This is a genomic window from Nocardia sp. NRRL WC-3656, assembly GCF_000720265.1.
In the GTDB taxonomy this organism is placed as follows: domain Bacteria; phylum Actinomycetota; class Actinomycetes; order Mycobacteriales; family Mycobacteriaceae; genus Nocardia; species Nocardia nova.
Map to the genome: position 1 here is coordinate 42,634 of NZ_JOJF01000001.1, position 14,300 is coordinate 56,933.

The 14,300-nt window shown below is 68.7% G+C and carries 14 protein-coding genes; 5 read left to right on the plus strand and 9 right to left on the minus strand.

Features of this window, described 5'->3' with window-relative positions; all coding sequences use genetic code 11:
• Positions 1-3: 3 nt before the first annotated feature.
• The 3 genes from IG65_RS0100230 to IG65_RS0100240 all read right to left on the minus strand — a co-directional run bounded on the left by IG65_RS0100230 (position 4) and on the right by IG65_RS0100240 (position 3,634).
• On the minus strand, positions 4-378 hold the full coding sequence (locus IG65_RS0100230) for a nuclear transport factor 2 family protein (RefSeq protein ID WP_030512726.1): 375 nt from the start codon (positions 376-378) through the stop codon (positions 4-6).
• 78 nt (positions 379-456) lie between these two features.
• A complete protein-coding gene (gene fdhD, locus IG65_RS0100235) occupies positions 457-1,293 on the minus strand; it encodes a formate dehydrogenase accessory sulfurtransferase FdhD (protein WP_030512727.1) in 837 nt (278 codons plus the stop codon).
• A 37-nt stretch (positions 1,294-1,330) separates the two neighbouring features.
• On the minus strand, positions 1,331-3,634 hold the full coding sequence (locus IG65_RS0100240) for an FdhF/YdeP family oxidoreductase (RefSeq protein WP_030512728.1): 2,304 nt from the start codon (positions 3,632-3,634) through the stop codon (positions 1,331-1,333).
• Positions 3,635-3,827: 193 nt separating this feature from the next.
• Between IG65_RS0100240 and IG65_RS34205 the strand changes: the two genes are divergently transcribed.
• The gene (locus IG65_RS34205) at positions 3,828-4,277 is read left to right on the plus strand and encodes a hypothetical protein (protein WP_146098774.1); all 450 of its coding nucleotides are present in this window, start codon (positions 3,828-3,830) and stop codon (positions 4,275-4,277) included.
• Positions 4,278-4,280: 3 nt separating this feature from the next.
• Here IG65_RS34205 and IG65_RS0100250 read toward each other — a convergent pair whose 3' ends face one another.
• Complete coding sequence (locus IG65_RS0100250; protein WP_030512729.1) at positions 4,281-4,748, minus strand: MarR family winged helix-turn-helix transcriptional regulator; 468 nt, start codon at positions 4,746-4,748, stop codon at positions 4,281-4,283.
• A gap of 62 nt (positions 4,749-4,810) precedes the next feature.
• On the opposite strand from IG65_RS0100250, the gene IG65_RS0100255 reads away from it, so the two are divergent.
• On the plus strand, positions 4,811-5,167 hold the full coding sequence (locus IG65_RS0100255) for a hypothetical protein (RefSeq protein ID WP_030512730.1): 357 nt from the start codon (positions 4,811-4,813) through the stop codon (positions 5,165-5,167).
• Positions 5,168-5,202: 35 nt separating this feature from the next.
• Here IG65_RS0100255 and IG65_RS0100260 read toward each other — a convergent pair whose 3' ends face one another.
• A complete protein-coding gene (locus tag IG65_RS0100260) occupies positions 5,203-6,681 on the minus strand; it encodes an MFS transporter (RefSeq protein ID WP_231508993.1) in 1,479 nt (492 codons plus the stop codon).
• Between the two features lie 99 nt (positions 6,682-6,780).
• Between IG65_RS0100260 and IG65_RS0100265 the strand changes: the two genes are divergently transcribed.
• Positions 6,781-7,218 (plus strand): MarR family winged helix-turn-helix transcriptional regulator, encoded by a 438-nt coding sequence (locus IG65_RS0100265; RefSeq protein WP_030512732.1) that lies wholly within the window; start codon positions 6,781-6,783, stop codon positions 7,216-7,218.
• A gap of 19 nt (positions 7,219-7,237) precedes the next feature.
• Here the strand turns inward: IG65_RS0100265 and IG65_RS0100270 are convergent, their stop codons facing one another.
• Positions 7,238-7,735 (minus strand): helix-turn-helix domain-containing protein, encoded by a 498-nt coding sequence (locus IG65_RS0100270; RefSeq protein ID WP_030512733.1) that lies wholly within the window; start codon positions 7,733-7,735, stop codon positions 7,238-7,240.
• Positions 7,732-9,975: a molybdopterin-dependent oxidoreductase gene (locus IG65_RS0100275; RefSeq protein ID WP_030512734.1), complete on the minus strand. Its 2,244-nt coding sequence runs from the start codon at positions 9,973-9,975 to the stop codon at positions 7,732-7,734. The genes IG65_RS0100270 and IG65_RS0100275 overlap by 4 nt, the downstream gene beginning before the upstream one ends.
• 153 nt (positions 9,976-10,128) lie before the next feature.
• Here IG65_RS0100275 and IG65_RS0100280 point away from each other — a divergent pair, with 153 nt between their 5' ends.
• Both IG65_RS0100280 and IG65_RS0100285 read left to right on the plus strand, forming a co-directional pair.
• A complete protein-coding gene (locus tag IG65_RS0100280; protein WP_030512735.1) occupies positions 10,129-10,923 on the plus strand; it encodes a VOC family protein in 795 nt (264 codons plus the stop codon).
• A gap of 99 nt (positions 10,924-11,022) precedes the next feature.
• Entirely contained in the window at positions 11,023-11,865 is an 843-nt protein-coding gene (locus IG65_RS0100285; RefSeq protein ID WP_030512736.1) for a patatin-like phospholipase family protein, read from the plus strand.
• A 132-nt stretch (positions 11,866-11,997) separates the two neighbouring features.
• Here the strand turns inward: IG65_RS0100285 and IG65_RS0100290 are convergent, their stop codons facing one another.
• The gene (locus tag IG65_RS0100290) at positions 11,998-13,578 is read right to left on the minus strand and encodes a glycerol-3-phosphate dehydrogenase/oxidase (protein WP_051755057.1); all 1,581 of its coding nucleotides are present in this window, start codon (positions 13,576-13,578) and stop codon (positions 11,998-12,000) included.
• Between the two features lie 27 nt (positions 13,579-13,605).
• A complete protein-coding gene (locus IG65_RS0100295) occupies positions 13,606-14,211 on the minus strand; it encodes a TetR/AcrR family transcriptional regulator (protein ID WP_030512738.1) in 606 nt (201 codons plus the stop codon).
• Positions 14,212-14,300: the final 89 nt, after the last annotated feature.

The following is a 14,300-nucleotide window of genomic DNA, read 5'->3' on the forward strand; positions in this document are numbered from 1 at the left end:
GACTCAGATCTGTTCGCTGATCAGGTCGTCGGGGCCCCAGTAGGCCCGCATGCTCGTGATCCGGCCCTGCTCGTCGAATTCCATGGCGTCGATCGCCGAGAGCGTCATCCGGTGGCCGCCGGCCTCGCCGACGAGTGTGAACGAGACGGCGGCGTGATTGCCCACGATCCGGGCGGCGTGCAGCTCGGTCTTGCGCTCCATCGACTCCAGCGCCTGATAGAGCTGGCCGATGGCCTCGTGACCGTGGCGCGGGTCGCTGCCGATCGGATCCTCGACGACGGCGTCGGGCGCGTAGAGCGACAGGATCTCCGAGGTCGGACCGGTGGCTACCAACTGCACGTAGCGTTCGGCCGTTTCGCGGATCTGCTGCGCTGCCATGTGAACTCCCAAGAAATTGAAACGTGTTCTAGTTGGCAGGGTAGCAGGGTTGCGTCGATCCGGTCGCCGGTTCGCGGCTCAGGTGCCGGTGGCCGCCGCGGGCGTGGTCTCGAGCCGGTCGACCCCGCTGTAGATGTTCATCGTGTCGCCGCGCAGGAAGCCGGCCAGCGTGAGCCCGTTGTCGGCGGCCAGGTCGACGGCCAGCGAACTGGGCGCCGAGACCGCGCCGAGGACCGGAATGCCCGCCATGACGGCCTTCTGGACGAGCTCGAACGAGGCCCGGCCGCTGACGATCAGCAGTGTGTCGTGAGCCGGTACGCGCCCTTCGCGCAGCGCCCAGCCGACCACCTTGTCCACCGCGTTGTGCCGGCCGATGTCCTCGCGCACGACCAGTGCGGTGCCGTCGGGGGTGAACAGCCCGGCCGCGTGCAGTCCGCCGGTGGCATCGAAAACCGCCTGACGCGAACGTAACTCACCGGGAAGGGTGGCCAGCAGCGTCGGATCGACGCGCGGCGCGTCGGCCGGCGGCCGGAAGCGGCTGCGCGTGCGCACCTGATCGAGCGCGGTGGTGCCGCACAACCCGCACGAACTGTTGGTCACGAATCCGCGGGGCTGGACGGTGACCGCACGGCGCAATTGGATATCGAGCACGTTGTAGGTGTTGCGGCCGTCGTCGTCGGTGCCCGCGCAGTACCTCGCCGATACGATGTCGTCGGCCGACTCGATGATGTTCTCGCTGAACAGGAATCCGTGCAGCAGGTCGATGTCGTGGCCGGGGGTGCGCATGGTGACGGTCAGCGCCGTCCCGTCGACGCGCAGTTCCAGCGGCTCCTCCACGGCCAGCGTATCGGGCCGGGAGACGATGCCCGCGGGTGTGATGCGCCGGGTGGGTCTGCGCGCGGTTACTCTGCTCACAAGCTGCCTCGCAGTTCTGGTCGGTGCCGCCGTGCGGTCACGCGGTGATGTGGCGGTGCGGCTCCAGCCGGATCACGACCGCCTTGGACACCGGGGTGTTGGAGCGCTCGGCGACGTGGTCGAGCGGGACCAGAGGGTTGGTTTCGGGGTAATAGGCCGCGGCGTTGCCGCGCGGCGTGGCGTAGCCGACGATCCGGAAACCGGTGACCCGGCGCTCGACGCCGTCGCTGAATTCGGAGATCAGATCCACGAGATCGCCGTCGGCGAAACCGAATTCGGCGATATCGTCCGGATGCACCAGCACGACGCGGCGGCCGTTGTGAATGCCCCGATAGCGGTCGTCGAGGCCGTAGATCGTGGTGTTGTACTGGTCGTGGCTGCGCAGCGTCTGCAACAACAGCCGTCCCTGCGGGATCCGCGGCCAGTGCAGGTCGTTGACCGCGAAGTTGGCCTTCCCGGAGGCGGTCCGGAACTCGCGGTTGTCGCGGGGCGGATGTGGCAGCTGGAAACCGTTGCGGCCGCGCACCTTCCGGTTGTAGTCGGCACAGCCGGGCACCACCCGGGCGATGGCGTCGCGAATGTGGTCGTAGTCGCGCCGGAACCGCTCCCACGGCACGGGGTGATCGGGGCCGAACAACTCGGCGGCCAGCTCGCAGACGATCGCGACCTCACTGCGCAGATCGTCGCTCACCGGCTGCAGCCGGCCCGTGGACAGATGCACCATCGACATCGAATCCTCCACCGACACCTGCTGTCTGGTCCCGTCCTGCAGATCGAGATCGGTGCGGCCGAGGGTCGGCAGAATCAGGGCGGTACGGCCGTGCACGACGTGGCTGCGGTTGAGTTTGGTCGAAATCTGCACGGTCAGCTCGCACGCGCGCAGAGCCGCCTCGGTGACCTCGGTATCCGGCGTCGCCGAGACGAAGTTGCCGCCCATGCCGATGAACACCCGGGCGCGCCCGTCGCGCATGGCGCGGATGGAATCGACCGTGTCCCAGCCGTGTTCGCGCGGGACGGTGATACCGAATTCGGAATCCAACGCGTCGAGGAAGCTTTCGGGCATCTTCTCCCAGATGCCCATGGTCCGATCGCCCTGCACGTTGGAATGCCCGCGTACCGGGCAGACGCCCGCGCCCGGTTTGCCGATCATGCCGCGCAGCAACAGCAGATTCGTCGCCTCCTCGATGGTGGCGACACCGTGGCGCTGCTGTGTCAGACCCATCGCCCAGCAGATGATGGTGGACTTCGAGCGGGCCAGCAGCCCGGCCGTGCGGTCGAGCTGTTCGCGGGTCAGCCCCGTCGCCTCGACGACCTCGTCGAGATCGACTGCGCGCATATGCTTTTCGTATTCGGCGAATCCGGCGGTGTGCGCGTCGACGAAGACCCGGTCCACCACCGTGCCGGGTGCGCGATCCTCCGCGTCGAACAGCAGTTTCGCCAGGCCCTGGAACAGGGCCATATCGCCGCCGAGGCGGATCTGCAGGAAATCGTCGGCGATGGTGACGCCGGAGGTGAAACCCTTCACCGTCTGCGGATCCCGGAAGCCGATCAGTCCGGTCTCCGGTAGCGGATTCACCGCGATTACCGTGGCGCCGTGCGCTTTCGCGGTGCTCAGCGCCGACAGCATGCGCGGATGGTTGGTGCCGGGATTCTGTCCCGCCACGATGATCAGATCGGCGGCGGCGAAGTCGTCGATCGACACCGACCCCTTGCCGATGCCGATCGACCGGGTGAGCGCCGCGCCGGAGGATTCGTGACACATGTTCGAACAGTCGGGCAGATTGTTCGTGCCGAAGCTGCGCACCAGCAGCTGATAGAGAAAGGCCGTCTCGTTGGCGGTGCGCCCGGAGGTGTAGAACACGGCCTCGTCCGGGGACGCCAGGCCGCGCAGGGTGTCCGCGATCAGCCGATAGGCCTGCTCCCACGCGATGGGGGAGTAGTGGGTGTCGCCGGGCCGCAACACCATCGGATGGGTCAGGCGTCCCTGCTGCCCCAGCCAGTACCCGGTCTTGCCGGCGAGATCGTCCAGCGAGTGAGTGGCGAAGAATTCCGGCGTGACCGTGCGCAGGGTCGCCTCCTCGGCGACGGCCTTGGCCCCGTTCTCGCAGAATTCGGCCGGGCGGCGGTGGCCGGTGGGTTCGGGCCATGCGCAGCCGGGGCAGTCGAAGCCGTGGCGCTGATTGACCCGGGTGAGGGTGCGAGCCGTGCGAACGATGCCCATCTCCTCGACGGCCCGGTCGAGGGCGACCGCGACGGCCGTGACGCCGGCGGCCTGCTCTTTCGGCGGGGTCACCGCCAGCTTGGCTTCATCGATATCGCGAGTCGGCGGTTTGCGGTGCATAGCCCCATCGTCCTCCTGCGCGTGCGGGCGCCGGCTGCGGCCCGCCGATCGCTCGACATCGACACCGCGAACCGGGCCGCGCGGCCGAGCCTACGGGGTATCGTGCCGACAGACCGTGCGGCGCCGTCGGGGATGTTCGCGCACGACAGACGGTCTCGGTTCGCGCTGCGGCGCCTACGACGAGGACGGCATCATGCACGAGACGACGATCAGCGGGCCGCCCCGGCAGCGGGTGCGCCGTCGGGCCGCCACGGTAGTGGCCGGCGGCATCCTCGGCGCCGCGGCGGTGTTCGCAGTGGCGATCCCGCAGACGGCGAATGCCGCAGTGACCAGACTCGGCGCCACCCCCGACATGAACTTCGGCATCGCCACCAATTACGGCAGCGGATGCAGTTACACGCTGCAGGCGAATGTCACCGATCCGGTCGCGCCGGTCACCTTCTACGACAACGGAGCTCCCATCGGCGTGGCGCCGCCCGGCGGCGCGTATGCGCTCATCACGTGGGTTCCGGCGGTTCCGGGGCAGCACACGCTCAGTGCGGTACAGGCCGGCCAGCCCGCGCAGATGCCGGCGGCGACGCTCGTTCTTCCGGTCGGCACCGGCATCCACCTCGGGTATGCCTGCCTGGTCGCCGGCGGTTAGGGCTCACCCCGGCGAATGAACTCCGCCCGCGCCCGGTAGCCCCGCGTCGGCGGCGAGGACGGCCAGGGCCGACTGCAGTGCGGTGCGCTGTGCGGCCGTCAAGGACTCGGTGAATTCGCGGTCGAGCCGCCGCGCCCGCTCCTCGGTCGCGGCGAGCAATGCGCGCCCGTGGTCGGTGAGGGTGAGGATCTGGCGCCGGCGGTCGTCCGGATCGCGATCGCGACGGACCGCGCCGAGTCGTTCGAGATGGTCGGCCAGTGCGACGACCAGGCTGGGGGCGACGCCCAGCCGGGTCGCCAGATCCTGTTGTGAGGCGGCGACGCCGTGATCGAGAGCGACCAGCACGCCGACGTGTTTCGGCTTGAGATCCAATTCCTCGATCGCCACGGCGAACCGATCGGTCACGATCGCGCCCAGCGTGCCGAGGCGGAAGGCGATCGTCGCGGGAACCGCGGTCTTGACGTGCGTCACGCCCACGAGTATATCTTTGCCTGAATGATTCAGACTGTGAATGATTTATGTGGAGAATGATTATGGTGGTGTTGGCTGTGGTCGCCAATTCGCTGGTGGCCGTGATTTCCGGTGTGTCGTGCCTGATCGGCCTGGCGCGACCGCGTCTGGCCCTGGCGCAGGGGGAGGAGCTCACCTCGGCGGCGACGTTCTTTCTCGGCGCCTATGCCGCGCGGGCCCTGCCGCTGAGTGTGGTGACCGTGGCCGTGCTGGTCGCGGGAGGCGAGGCGGCCGCGCTGCCCGTGCTGGTCGTCGCGGGTCTGGCCCAGGTCGGCGACGCGATCATCGGTCTGCGCCAACGGAATACGCCGATGGCGATCACCTGCGTCGGATTGGCGGCGGTGCACCTGGCCACGGCGGTATGGCTGTTCACGCGGTGAACGGCCATACCGCCGGGCGGATGCGCTCGGTGATCTCAGCCGACCCTGCTGGGAAGCTCGTGCCGCTCGAACGATGCTGCGCCGCCGGCGGTTTCGTTCGCGCCGAGTTCGACCTCGCCGGCCCCGGCGTCGCGGCCTTCCGGTCGCAAGCCGAACAGGGCGGCCAGCACGGTCGCCGCACACGCGGCGGCGCCGACCCAGAACGCGACGGTGAACTGACTCTCCTGCGGCAGCGGCAGATGCGGCAGCAGTTTCGCCGTCAGCAGGGTGGTGATGATGGCGCTGGCCAGTGAACTGCCGACGGTGCGGGAGATCGAATTGATGCCGTTGGCGATTCCGCTCTGGTGGTGCGGGACGCTCGCCGCGATCAGCGCGGGCATCGCCGCGTAGGCGAAGCTGATCGCGACGCCGATCACCACGCTCGCGGCGATCACCGAACCGGTCGCGTCGTGTGCCAGTGCCAGCCCGCCGAATCCGGCCGCACCGATCGCGCCCGACAGGACCAGCACGCGACGCCCGCCCAGCCGGCCGACCAGGATTCCGCCGGCCGGCGCGGCCAGCATCGACGAGAGTGTCGCGGGCAGTAGATATTCGACCGAGGCGCGCAGGATCGAGGCGCCGAATCCGTAGCCGGCCACCCGTGACGGCATCTGGGCCAGATATGACACGCCCATGAACTGCATGAACATCGCGAAGCCGATGAACATGCCGGACAGGTTGGTGAACAGCACCGGCCGGTGGGTGAACATCCGCAGATCGACCAGCGGGGTACGCACACGACGCTCGGTTACCACCCAGGCCACCGCCGTCGCGACCGCGCCGGCGAAGCAGGCGATCGTGCTCGCGGCGGTCCAACCCCATTCGTGCCCTTGGGAAATGGGCAACAGCAGCAGGACCAGGAAGCCGCCGAGCGTGACCGCGCCGGGCAGGTCGACACTGCCCGGATGCCGCTTACCCGTGGCCGGCACCGCCACCGCGGCCGCGGCCAGCGCCACCACCGACAGCACCGCGGTGAACCAGAACACGATGTGGTAGTCCGGGTCGGCTCCCTTGGTCAGCAGACCGGTCGACACCAGGCCGAGGCCGCCGCCGAAACCGAGTGTGCCGCTGACGATCGCCATCGCGTGATGCAGGCGTCGCGCCGGAATCTCCTCCCGGAGGACGGCCAGGGCCAGCGGGAAGATCGCCGTCGCGACACCCTGCAGCACCCGGCCGACCAGCAGCACGCTCAGAGAATTCGCCAGTGCCGAGACCGCGGAACCGGCCATGGCCACCGCGAGCACGCCCAGCAGGGTGGGCTTCTTGCCGTAGAGGTCGCCGATGCGGCCCAGCAGCGGTGTGAAGACCGCGGCCGACAGCAGGGTCGCGGTGGTCACCCAGCTCACCGATGTGGTCGAGACCTGCAACTTCGTCGCGATCAGGCCCAGAATCGGCACGGCCTGGGTCTGCATGACCGTGACGATCATCGCCGCGAAGGCCAATACGCCGGTCAGCAGCGAACCTCTGCGCTCCACAGCCACCTCCAGAAAATTGAAGACCTATATGTTTGAAGACCTCAAGTATTTAAGGAGTCGACGATAGCCGTTGTCAATCGTTTGGGTAGCATCGGAGCTATGTCACCGGACACAGCGCAGAGCCCGCTGGCATTGTTGATCGCGCGCTTCGTCTCGGCCTACCTGCAGGATTTCCTGACCGCGGCCGAGGGGCACGGGCTCACGCTGACGCAGGCCAAACTGCTGCTGGCGCTCAACGAGCCGCCCGCCGAGCTCCCGATGCGGGTGCTGGCCGACCGGATGGCGTGCGACCCGTCGAATCTGACCGGTGTCGCCGATCGCATGGAATCGCGCGGCCTGGTCCAGCGCACGGTGAATCCCGCCGATCGGCGCGTCAAATACCTGGTGTCCACCGATGCCGGCCGCGAGCTGGCCGCGCAGATCCGCGGCTCACAGGTGCGCGCGTACAAGGCGCTGGCCGAATTGGCGCCGGAGGACGAAGAGGTGCTGCGGGAGTTGCTGGAACGTCTGGTTCCGAAACTCGAGAACGCGGATTAGCGCCGCGGCGGCACTGCTCTCAGGAGGCGAATCGTCCGCTGCGCAAGGCGCTTTCGCGGTGCTGCGGCGGAAAGCCCGGACCCAGCCGAGCCGATACTTCGGCGTGCCGCAGCGGTTCTCCGCACTGTGCGCACACCACTTCGGCGTGGGTGTCGTGCCCGCAGGTGTCGTGGTGGACGACCACCGGCGGTCCGGCCTCCGGGGCGAGCCAGCGGTCACCCCAGCGCATCATGGCCGTGAGCACCGGGAAGAAATCGCGTCCCTTGTCGGTGAGGCGGTACTCGTAGCGGACCGGACGATCCTGATAGGGGACCTTCTCCAGCATCCCCTCCTCGACCAGCCGCGTCAGGCGCTGGGTGAGGACATTGCGGCTCAGGCCCAGCGTGCGTTCGAAATCGTCGAAACGCGTTGTGCCGTAGAACGCTTCGCGCAACACCAGCGGCGTCCACCAGTCACCGATCAGATCGACCGTGCGGGCGACCGAACAGGGCCAGGTGGCAAAGGTGGTGCGCTTCATGTACCCACCGTATCGATCCGGGCGGGCACGTACTTGTGCCACGGGGTGCCGACCCATTCGTCGCGATCGTCGAACGCCGTCAACTCGTTGGGTGCGGCCCCGCTGGTGAGGACCTCGCCCGCCTCGACGACAGACAGGCCCAGGCCGTTGGGCAGCGCCAGATGTCCGCTGCGCATGCGGTCGGTCGGCTCGACGGTCACCTGCGCACTGCCGTTGCGGGTGGTGAGCCGCACCTCGTCGCCGGAGGTCAGGCCCAGCCGTAGGGCATCGGCGGTGCTGATGCGCAGCGCGCCGGCGGGATCGCGTTTGCGCCAGGCCGGATCGCGCATGATGGTGTTGGCGGTGAAGGCGCGCCGCTCCCCGGCGGCCAGGACGAACGGCCAATCGTGGTCCTCGTCCGGTACGGGGAGTGCGGCCAGTGCCGACAGCAGTTCCGGAACGGCGAGCCGGACTTTGCCGCCGCGCACCCGGTTCCATGTCTCGTCGACCTCGTCGTCGGTGATGACGACGCCGTGTTCGCCGGTGAGGATCGCCTCGAACAGCCGCTCCCCGGCAGCGAGGCCGGTGCCGTAGCCGGCTCGCTCCACGCCGGCCGGGTTCTTCCGCGCGCAGGTGTAGGCGGCACCCCACAACACCGCGGCGGCAGCGGCGCCGTCGGGCAGTGTCGGGCCGAGGGTGCGGTAGAGCAGGATCGGAGCCAGCTTCGCCTTCGCCGGATCGGCGAGGACGGCGAGAAATGCCATGGCGAAGGCCTCGCGGCCCTGGTCGAGCGCCGCGCGCAGCGGCCGGTAATCGTCCTCGGTCAGCGCCCCGGCGGCCTCGACGAGCCGGGCGTGGATCTCGGGTTCGGCGAGCACGCCGGCCGGAGCCGCAAGCACCGGATGCCGGAGATGGAAGATGTTGCGCGGGAATTCGAAGTTGAAGAAGGTCGCCTCGTACTTCTCGAACTGGGTCGGCGCGGGCAAGACGTAGTCGGCCGCGCGAGCGGTTTCGGTCATCGCCACGTCGATGACGACCGCCAGTTCCAGCGCCGCGAGTGCGTCGCGCATCCGGGCCGAATCCGCCAGTGAGTGAACGGGATTGGCGCTCTCGATGATCATCGCCCGATAGCGGGCGGGATGGTCGGTCAGAATCTCCTCGGTGATCACGTTGCACGGCACCAGTCCGCTGATGATGCGCGCGCCCACGACCGGGCTGCGCGGCCCGGCGTCGGCGGGATGGCCGCGATCGTGCCCGATCGCCGCCATTCCGGAGAAGGCGTACTGCGTCCCGGGCTTGCCGAGGTTTCCGGTGAGCAGCCAGAGCAGTTTCTCGACGTAGCTGACCAGTGTCGAGTGGCGGTTCATCTGGACGCCGAGGTCCTCGAGCGCGGCGACCGAGCCCGCCGCGGCCAGTCGGTGAGTCGCCGCGGTGACCAGGCCGATCTCGACATCGGCCAGGGCGCAGTACTCCTCGATCGGCACGGTGCGCAGCACCGCCGCCACCTCGTCGAAACCTTCGGTGCGCGCGGCCAGCCAGTCGTGGTCGACCAGGTCGTCGCGGATCAGGATCGCCGCCATCGCCGCCAGCAGATAGATGTCGGTGCCGGGGCGCAGTTGCATATGAAAATCGGCCAGTTCGGCGGTCTCGGTGCGGACCGGGTCGAGCACGATGATCGAGCGCTGCGGATCGCGCGCGATCTCCTTCAGTACCGAGCGGGCGCGCGGAAAACCGTGGGATTGATAGGGATTCTTACCGATGAACAGCGCCACCTCGGCATGTTCGACGTCCGAGCGGACCGGATGGCCGGTCATCCGAGCGCCGACCCAGAAGTCGCCGGTCTTCTCCTGGGCCAGCGCGCTGGATCGATAACGCATGCCGTAGGCGGCCATGGTGGCCGGAGCGTAGGCGCCGCCGAGATGATTGCCCTGGCCGCCGCCACCGTAGTAGAAGATCGATTCGCCGCCGTATTCGGCGCCGATCTCGCGCAGACGCGCGGAGATCTCCGAAATAGCGGTGTCCCAATCGATTTCGGTGAACGATCCGTCGGCGTTGCGGCGCAGCGGCGCGGTGAGGCGGCCGGTGCGCCCGTTCTGGTACCGATCCAGTTGCAGGGCCTTGTTGCAGGTGTAGCCCGCCGAGGAAGGATGCAGCTTGTCGCCGCGAATCTTGTCGAAGCTGCGGCCGTCGGCGCCGAGCAGCACCTGGATGCCGCAATTGCACTCGCACAGGATGCATGCCGTCGGATGCCAGTCGGTCATGGGAGCAGCGTAGAAGAGTTAGTTCACAAACGCTACCCACAAATCGGGCCGACTGGCGCTGCGCCGTGCCAGGCTTGGACCGGGGCCGATGAGTTTGTCCGTCCGGCGCCGTCGTACCGGTGAGAGAACGCAATCCCATCCAGAGGAGCGATCATGTCCTACACCTTCGAACCCGGAGATCCGTGCTGGATCGAGCTGTTCACCGCCGACACCGATCGAGCCGTCGATTTCTACGGCGAGCTGTTCGGCTGGACCGCCGAGAGCGATGAGCAGTACGGCGGGTACATCACCTTCCGCAAGGACGGCAATGCCGTCGCCGGCGGCATGCGCAACGACGGCACCGACGGTGCGCCCGATCAATGGACCGTGTATCTGACCAGCGTCGATGTCCATGCCACCGCCGCCTCCGCCGCCGACCACGGCGGCCGGGTCGTGGTGGAGCCGATGGCTATCGGCGACGTGGGCAGTATGGCCGTCCTCGCCGATCCGTCCGGTGCGGGCGTCGGTGCGTGGCAGCCCGGCGTCCACCGCGGTTTCGGTTCCTTCGGCGTCGCCGGTGGCGGCAACTGGAGCGGGCACGTCGGATACCCGTCGTGGTTCGAACTGCACACACCGGCCTATGCCGAGGCGTTGACGTTCTACCGCGAGGTGTTCGGCTGGCGCGATCCCTTCACCGTCGGTGATTCACCCGAGTTCCGTTACACGACAATTCATTCCGCGACGCCGATGCTCGGTGGCGTGATGGACTCGGCGGCGTATCTGCCTGCGGGATCGCCTGGCGGGTGGCGCGTCTACATCGGCGCCGAGGACGTCGATGCGACGGTGAAGCAGGCGGTGAGCCTGGGGGGTTCGGTCGAATCCGAGCCCGAGAACACGCCGTACGGGCGGCTGGCCGCGCTGCGCGATCCGAGCGGTGTCGCGTTCAGCGTGGGTGGTAACGCGTCCTGACATTTCATTACCCGTCCGGTAATCGCGCCGGGGGAATGGTCGTCGCTACCGTCGAGGTTGTCCCGAGCGGTCGGGAACGCGGTACGAGATGTGGGAGCGATGATGTCGGACGAACGGGCGCTGGTGATCGGCGGCGGTGGGGTGGCGGGTATCGCCTGGGCGAACGGCGTGATCGCCGGGTTTGCCGATGCGGGCATCGATCTCACCGCCGCCGATGTGTACATCGGCACCTCGGCGGGCGCCAATGTGGCGGCACAGCTGACCAGCGGGCTGACGCCGGAGGAGCTGTTCCGCCGCCAGATCGACCCGGCGCTGCAGAGCGCCGAGATCGTGCCGGAGGGCAATCCGCTCGAGGGGGTGTGGGAGACGATCAACCAGATCATCACCGAGAGCGACGGGGATATGGCCGTGGCGCGGCGGCGACTCGGCAACCTCGCCCTGGCGACCGAGACCGTGCCGGAATCCGCCCGGCGCGCGGTGATCGAATCGCGGCTGCCGGTGCACGAATGGCCCCGGCAGCGGCTGCTGATCACCGCCGTCGACGCCGGCACGGGTGAACCGCGCGTCTTCGATCGCGACTCCGGGGTCGCGCTGGTCGACGCGGTGACCGCCAGTTCGGCGGTGCCGCTGGTCTGGCCGCCGCACACCGTCGAGGGCGTGCGCTATACCGACGGTGGCGTGCGGACCAGTGTCAATGCCGATCTGGCGGCCGGATTCGACCGGGTGCTGATCATCGCGCCGCTGCCCGATCCGGCGCTGGACGGTGAGATCGCGGAACTGATCGAACGGGGCGCGCGGGTGGAATCGATCGTCCCCGACGAGGCCGCGATCGCCGCCTTCGGGGCGAATCCGCTCGACACCGCCTCCCGCGTCCCGTCGGCGCACGCCGGTCGGGTGCAGGGGAAGTCGGCGGCGGCGCGGATCGCCGAGCTGTGGGGCTAGGCGGCGTTCCGGGTTCTTGACCCGCAGCGCCGACGTCGCGAACCGATTCCGCGGTGAGCGGCTCGGTAAGTGATCCGCCTCGGGATGGGCGCGCAGCCGTCCCGGTACGACGTCATGGCGGGCTGCGGTCGTTCAGGCCCGGCTGGCGGCGAGTGCCTCCTGTGCGGCCGGGAGGGCTGCGGCTCGGTCACTGTCGACGAGGCCGATCCGGGTGCGTCGATCCAGCAGGTCGCTCTCGTCCAGCGCGCCCTCATGAGTTGTCGCATAAGCGAATTCGGCGCGCAGCACGTCGATACCGGGTGCGACCGGTTCGGCGAGGCCCGGATTGTCCCGCAGTGCGGCGAGCACCTGGGTGGCCTGATCTCCGTACCGTTCGACCAGCACCCCGGGCGCCGTGATCCGGTCGCGTGAGCGTCCGGACACCGCTCCTACCAGCGGAATTCGCTTGGTCCGGCAGGGGGCGGCGGACAGGCCGGCGGCGGCTACGGCGGCATCGACCGCATCCTCGGCCATCTGCCGGTAGGTGGTCAGCTTGCCGCCGACGATGGTGATCGGGCCGCCGGGGGAGTGCAGGACCGCGTGCTCCCGGGAGATGTCGGCGGTGGAGTCGTCGGCGGTGCGCAGCAGTGGCCGCAGGCCGGCGAACGAACCGCGGATATCGCTGCGCCGCAACGGTTCCCGCAGCACGGTGTTCACCGTGTCGAGCAGGAAATCGACCTCGGAGTCGGTGGGCTTCGGTTCGTCCGGAACCGGGCCGGGTGCGTCCTCGTCGGTCAGGCCCAGGTAGACGCGACCGTGCGCGGCCGGGAAGGCGAAGACGAAACGGCTGGTGCTGCCCGGAATCGGCACGGTCAGCGAGGCGGTGAGCCCGCCGAAGGCCGCGGCGTCGAAGACCAGGTGGGTGCCGCGGCTGGGCCGCAACTCGATGCTCGTATCGACCTGGTCGGCCCACACTCCGGCCGCGTTGATCACCGAACGTGCTCGTACGGACAGGGTTTCACCGGTCAGCACATCGTGCAGGACCGCGGACTCACCGGTCACCTGCTCGGCTCGTACCCGGGTGAGCACGGTCGCGCCGTGCGCCGCGGCGGTGCGCGCGATCGTCACCACCAGTCGCGCGTCGTCGACGAGCTGGCCGTCCCAGGCCGTCATCCCGCCGCGCAAACCGGCGCGGCGCAGTGTCGGCGCCAGCCGCAGCGCCTCGGCCGCGGCGACCCGGCGCGATCGCGGCAATACCCTCGGCGAGGTTCCGGCGCTGCGCCGCAGCACATCTCCGGCCAGGAAGCCCGCGCGGACCAGCAGTCGCTGCGGCAGGGAACCGCCGGAGAACGACGGAACCAGCTGCGGAATCGAGCGAGTCAGGTGAGGTGCGGTGGTGGTGAGCAGGATGTCGCGTTCCACCGCGCTCTCGTGAGCGATTCCGACCCCGCCGGAGGCCAGATAGCGCAATCCGCCGTGGACGAGTTTCGAACTCCACCGGCTGGTCCCGAAGGCCAGATCGTGGGCCTCCACCAGGACGGTTCGCAAGCCGCGAGCGGCCGCGTCCAACGCCACCCCCGCACCGGTCACACCGCCGCCGACGACCAGGACGTCGATGCGGTCCGCATCGCCGAGCGCCTGGAGTTCACGGCCGCGGCGGGCGGCGTTGAGTGCCGAATCTCCCGCGGTGTCGCCGAGCCCGTGGCCCGCCGTCGATGCGCTCTCGTCGAGCATGCGCTGTCTCGCTCTCTGTTTTCGGGACTAGTCGGTATCGGGACGCAGGTACCGGTCGACGACGCGGGCGAGCTCGACATCGAGCCCGGCGTCGTCGAGCAGATGGCTGACCGTGCTCGCCGACTGCACGGTGGACTGGCCGATCAGCAGCAGCATGGTGGCCAGGTGGTCGGGATCGCCGGCGCGGATGGAACCGTCGCGTTGTCCCTCGCGCACAGCGGTCGAGAACACCTGGATCAATTGCCGCTGGTTGCGGCCGAGCCGGCCGAACACGTAGGTCAGCATCAAGTCGGTGTCGATGCGGAAGATCTTGGCGAACAACGGGTTCGAGCGGATCTCGGCCGCGCCCGAGACGATGCCCTCCACCAGGCGCGCACGGGCCGGGCCTTCGATGGGAATGCTCGCCGCCACGATCTCGCTGAGCTCCCGGACCAGCAGCTCGGCGATCAGCGACCGGGTGTCGGGCCAGCGCCGGTACACCGTGGGGCGACTGACGCCGGCGCGCCGGGCGACTTCACTCAGCGTGGTCCGGCGTACGCCGAATTCCTCGACACAGGCGCGTCCCGCCTCCAGGATCGCCAGGTCGATGGCCGGCACTTCGCCGTCGGGGCCGGGGGATTCGTTGGGCTCCATCAACAACTCACCAATCGATCCGTATTCGTCAACTACGTTCATGTTCGTTACTGCTTGACAGTCTATGTCAGACTGTAACGCATGGTCGA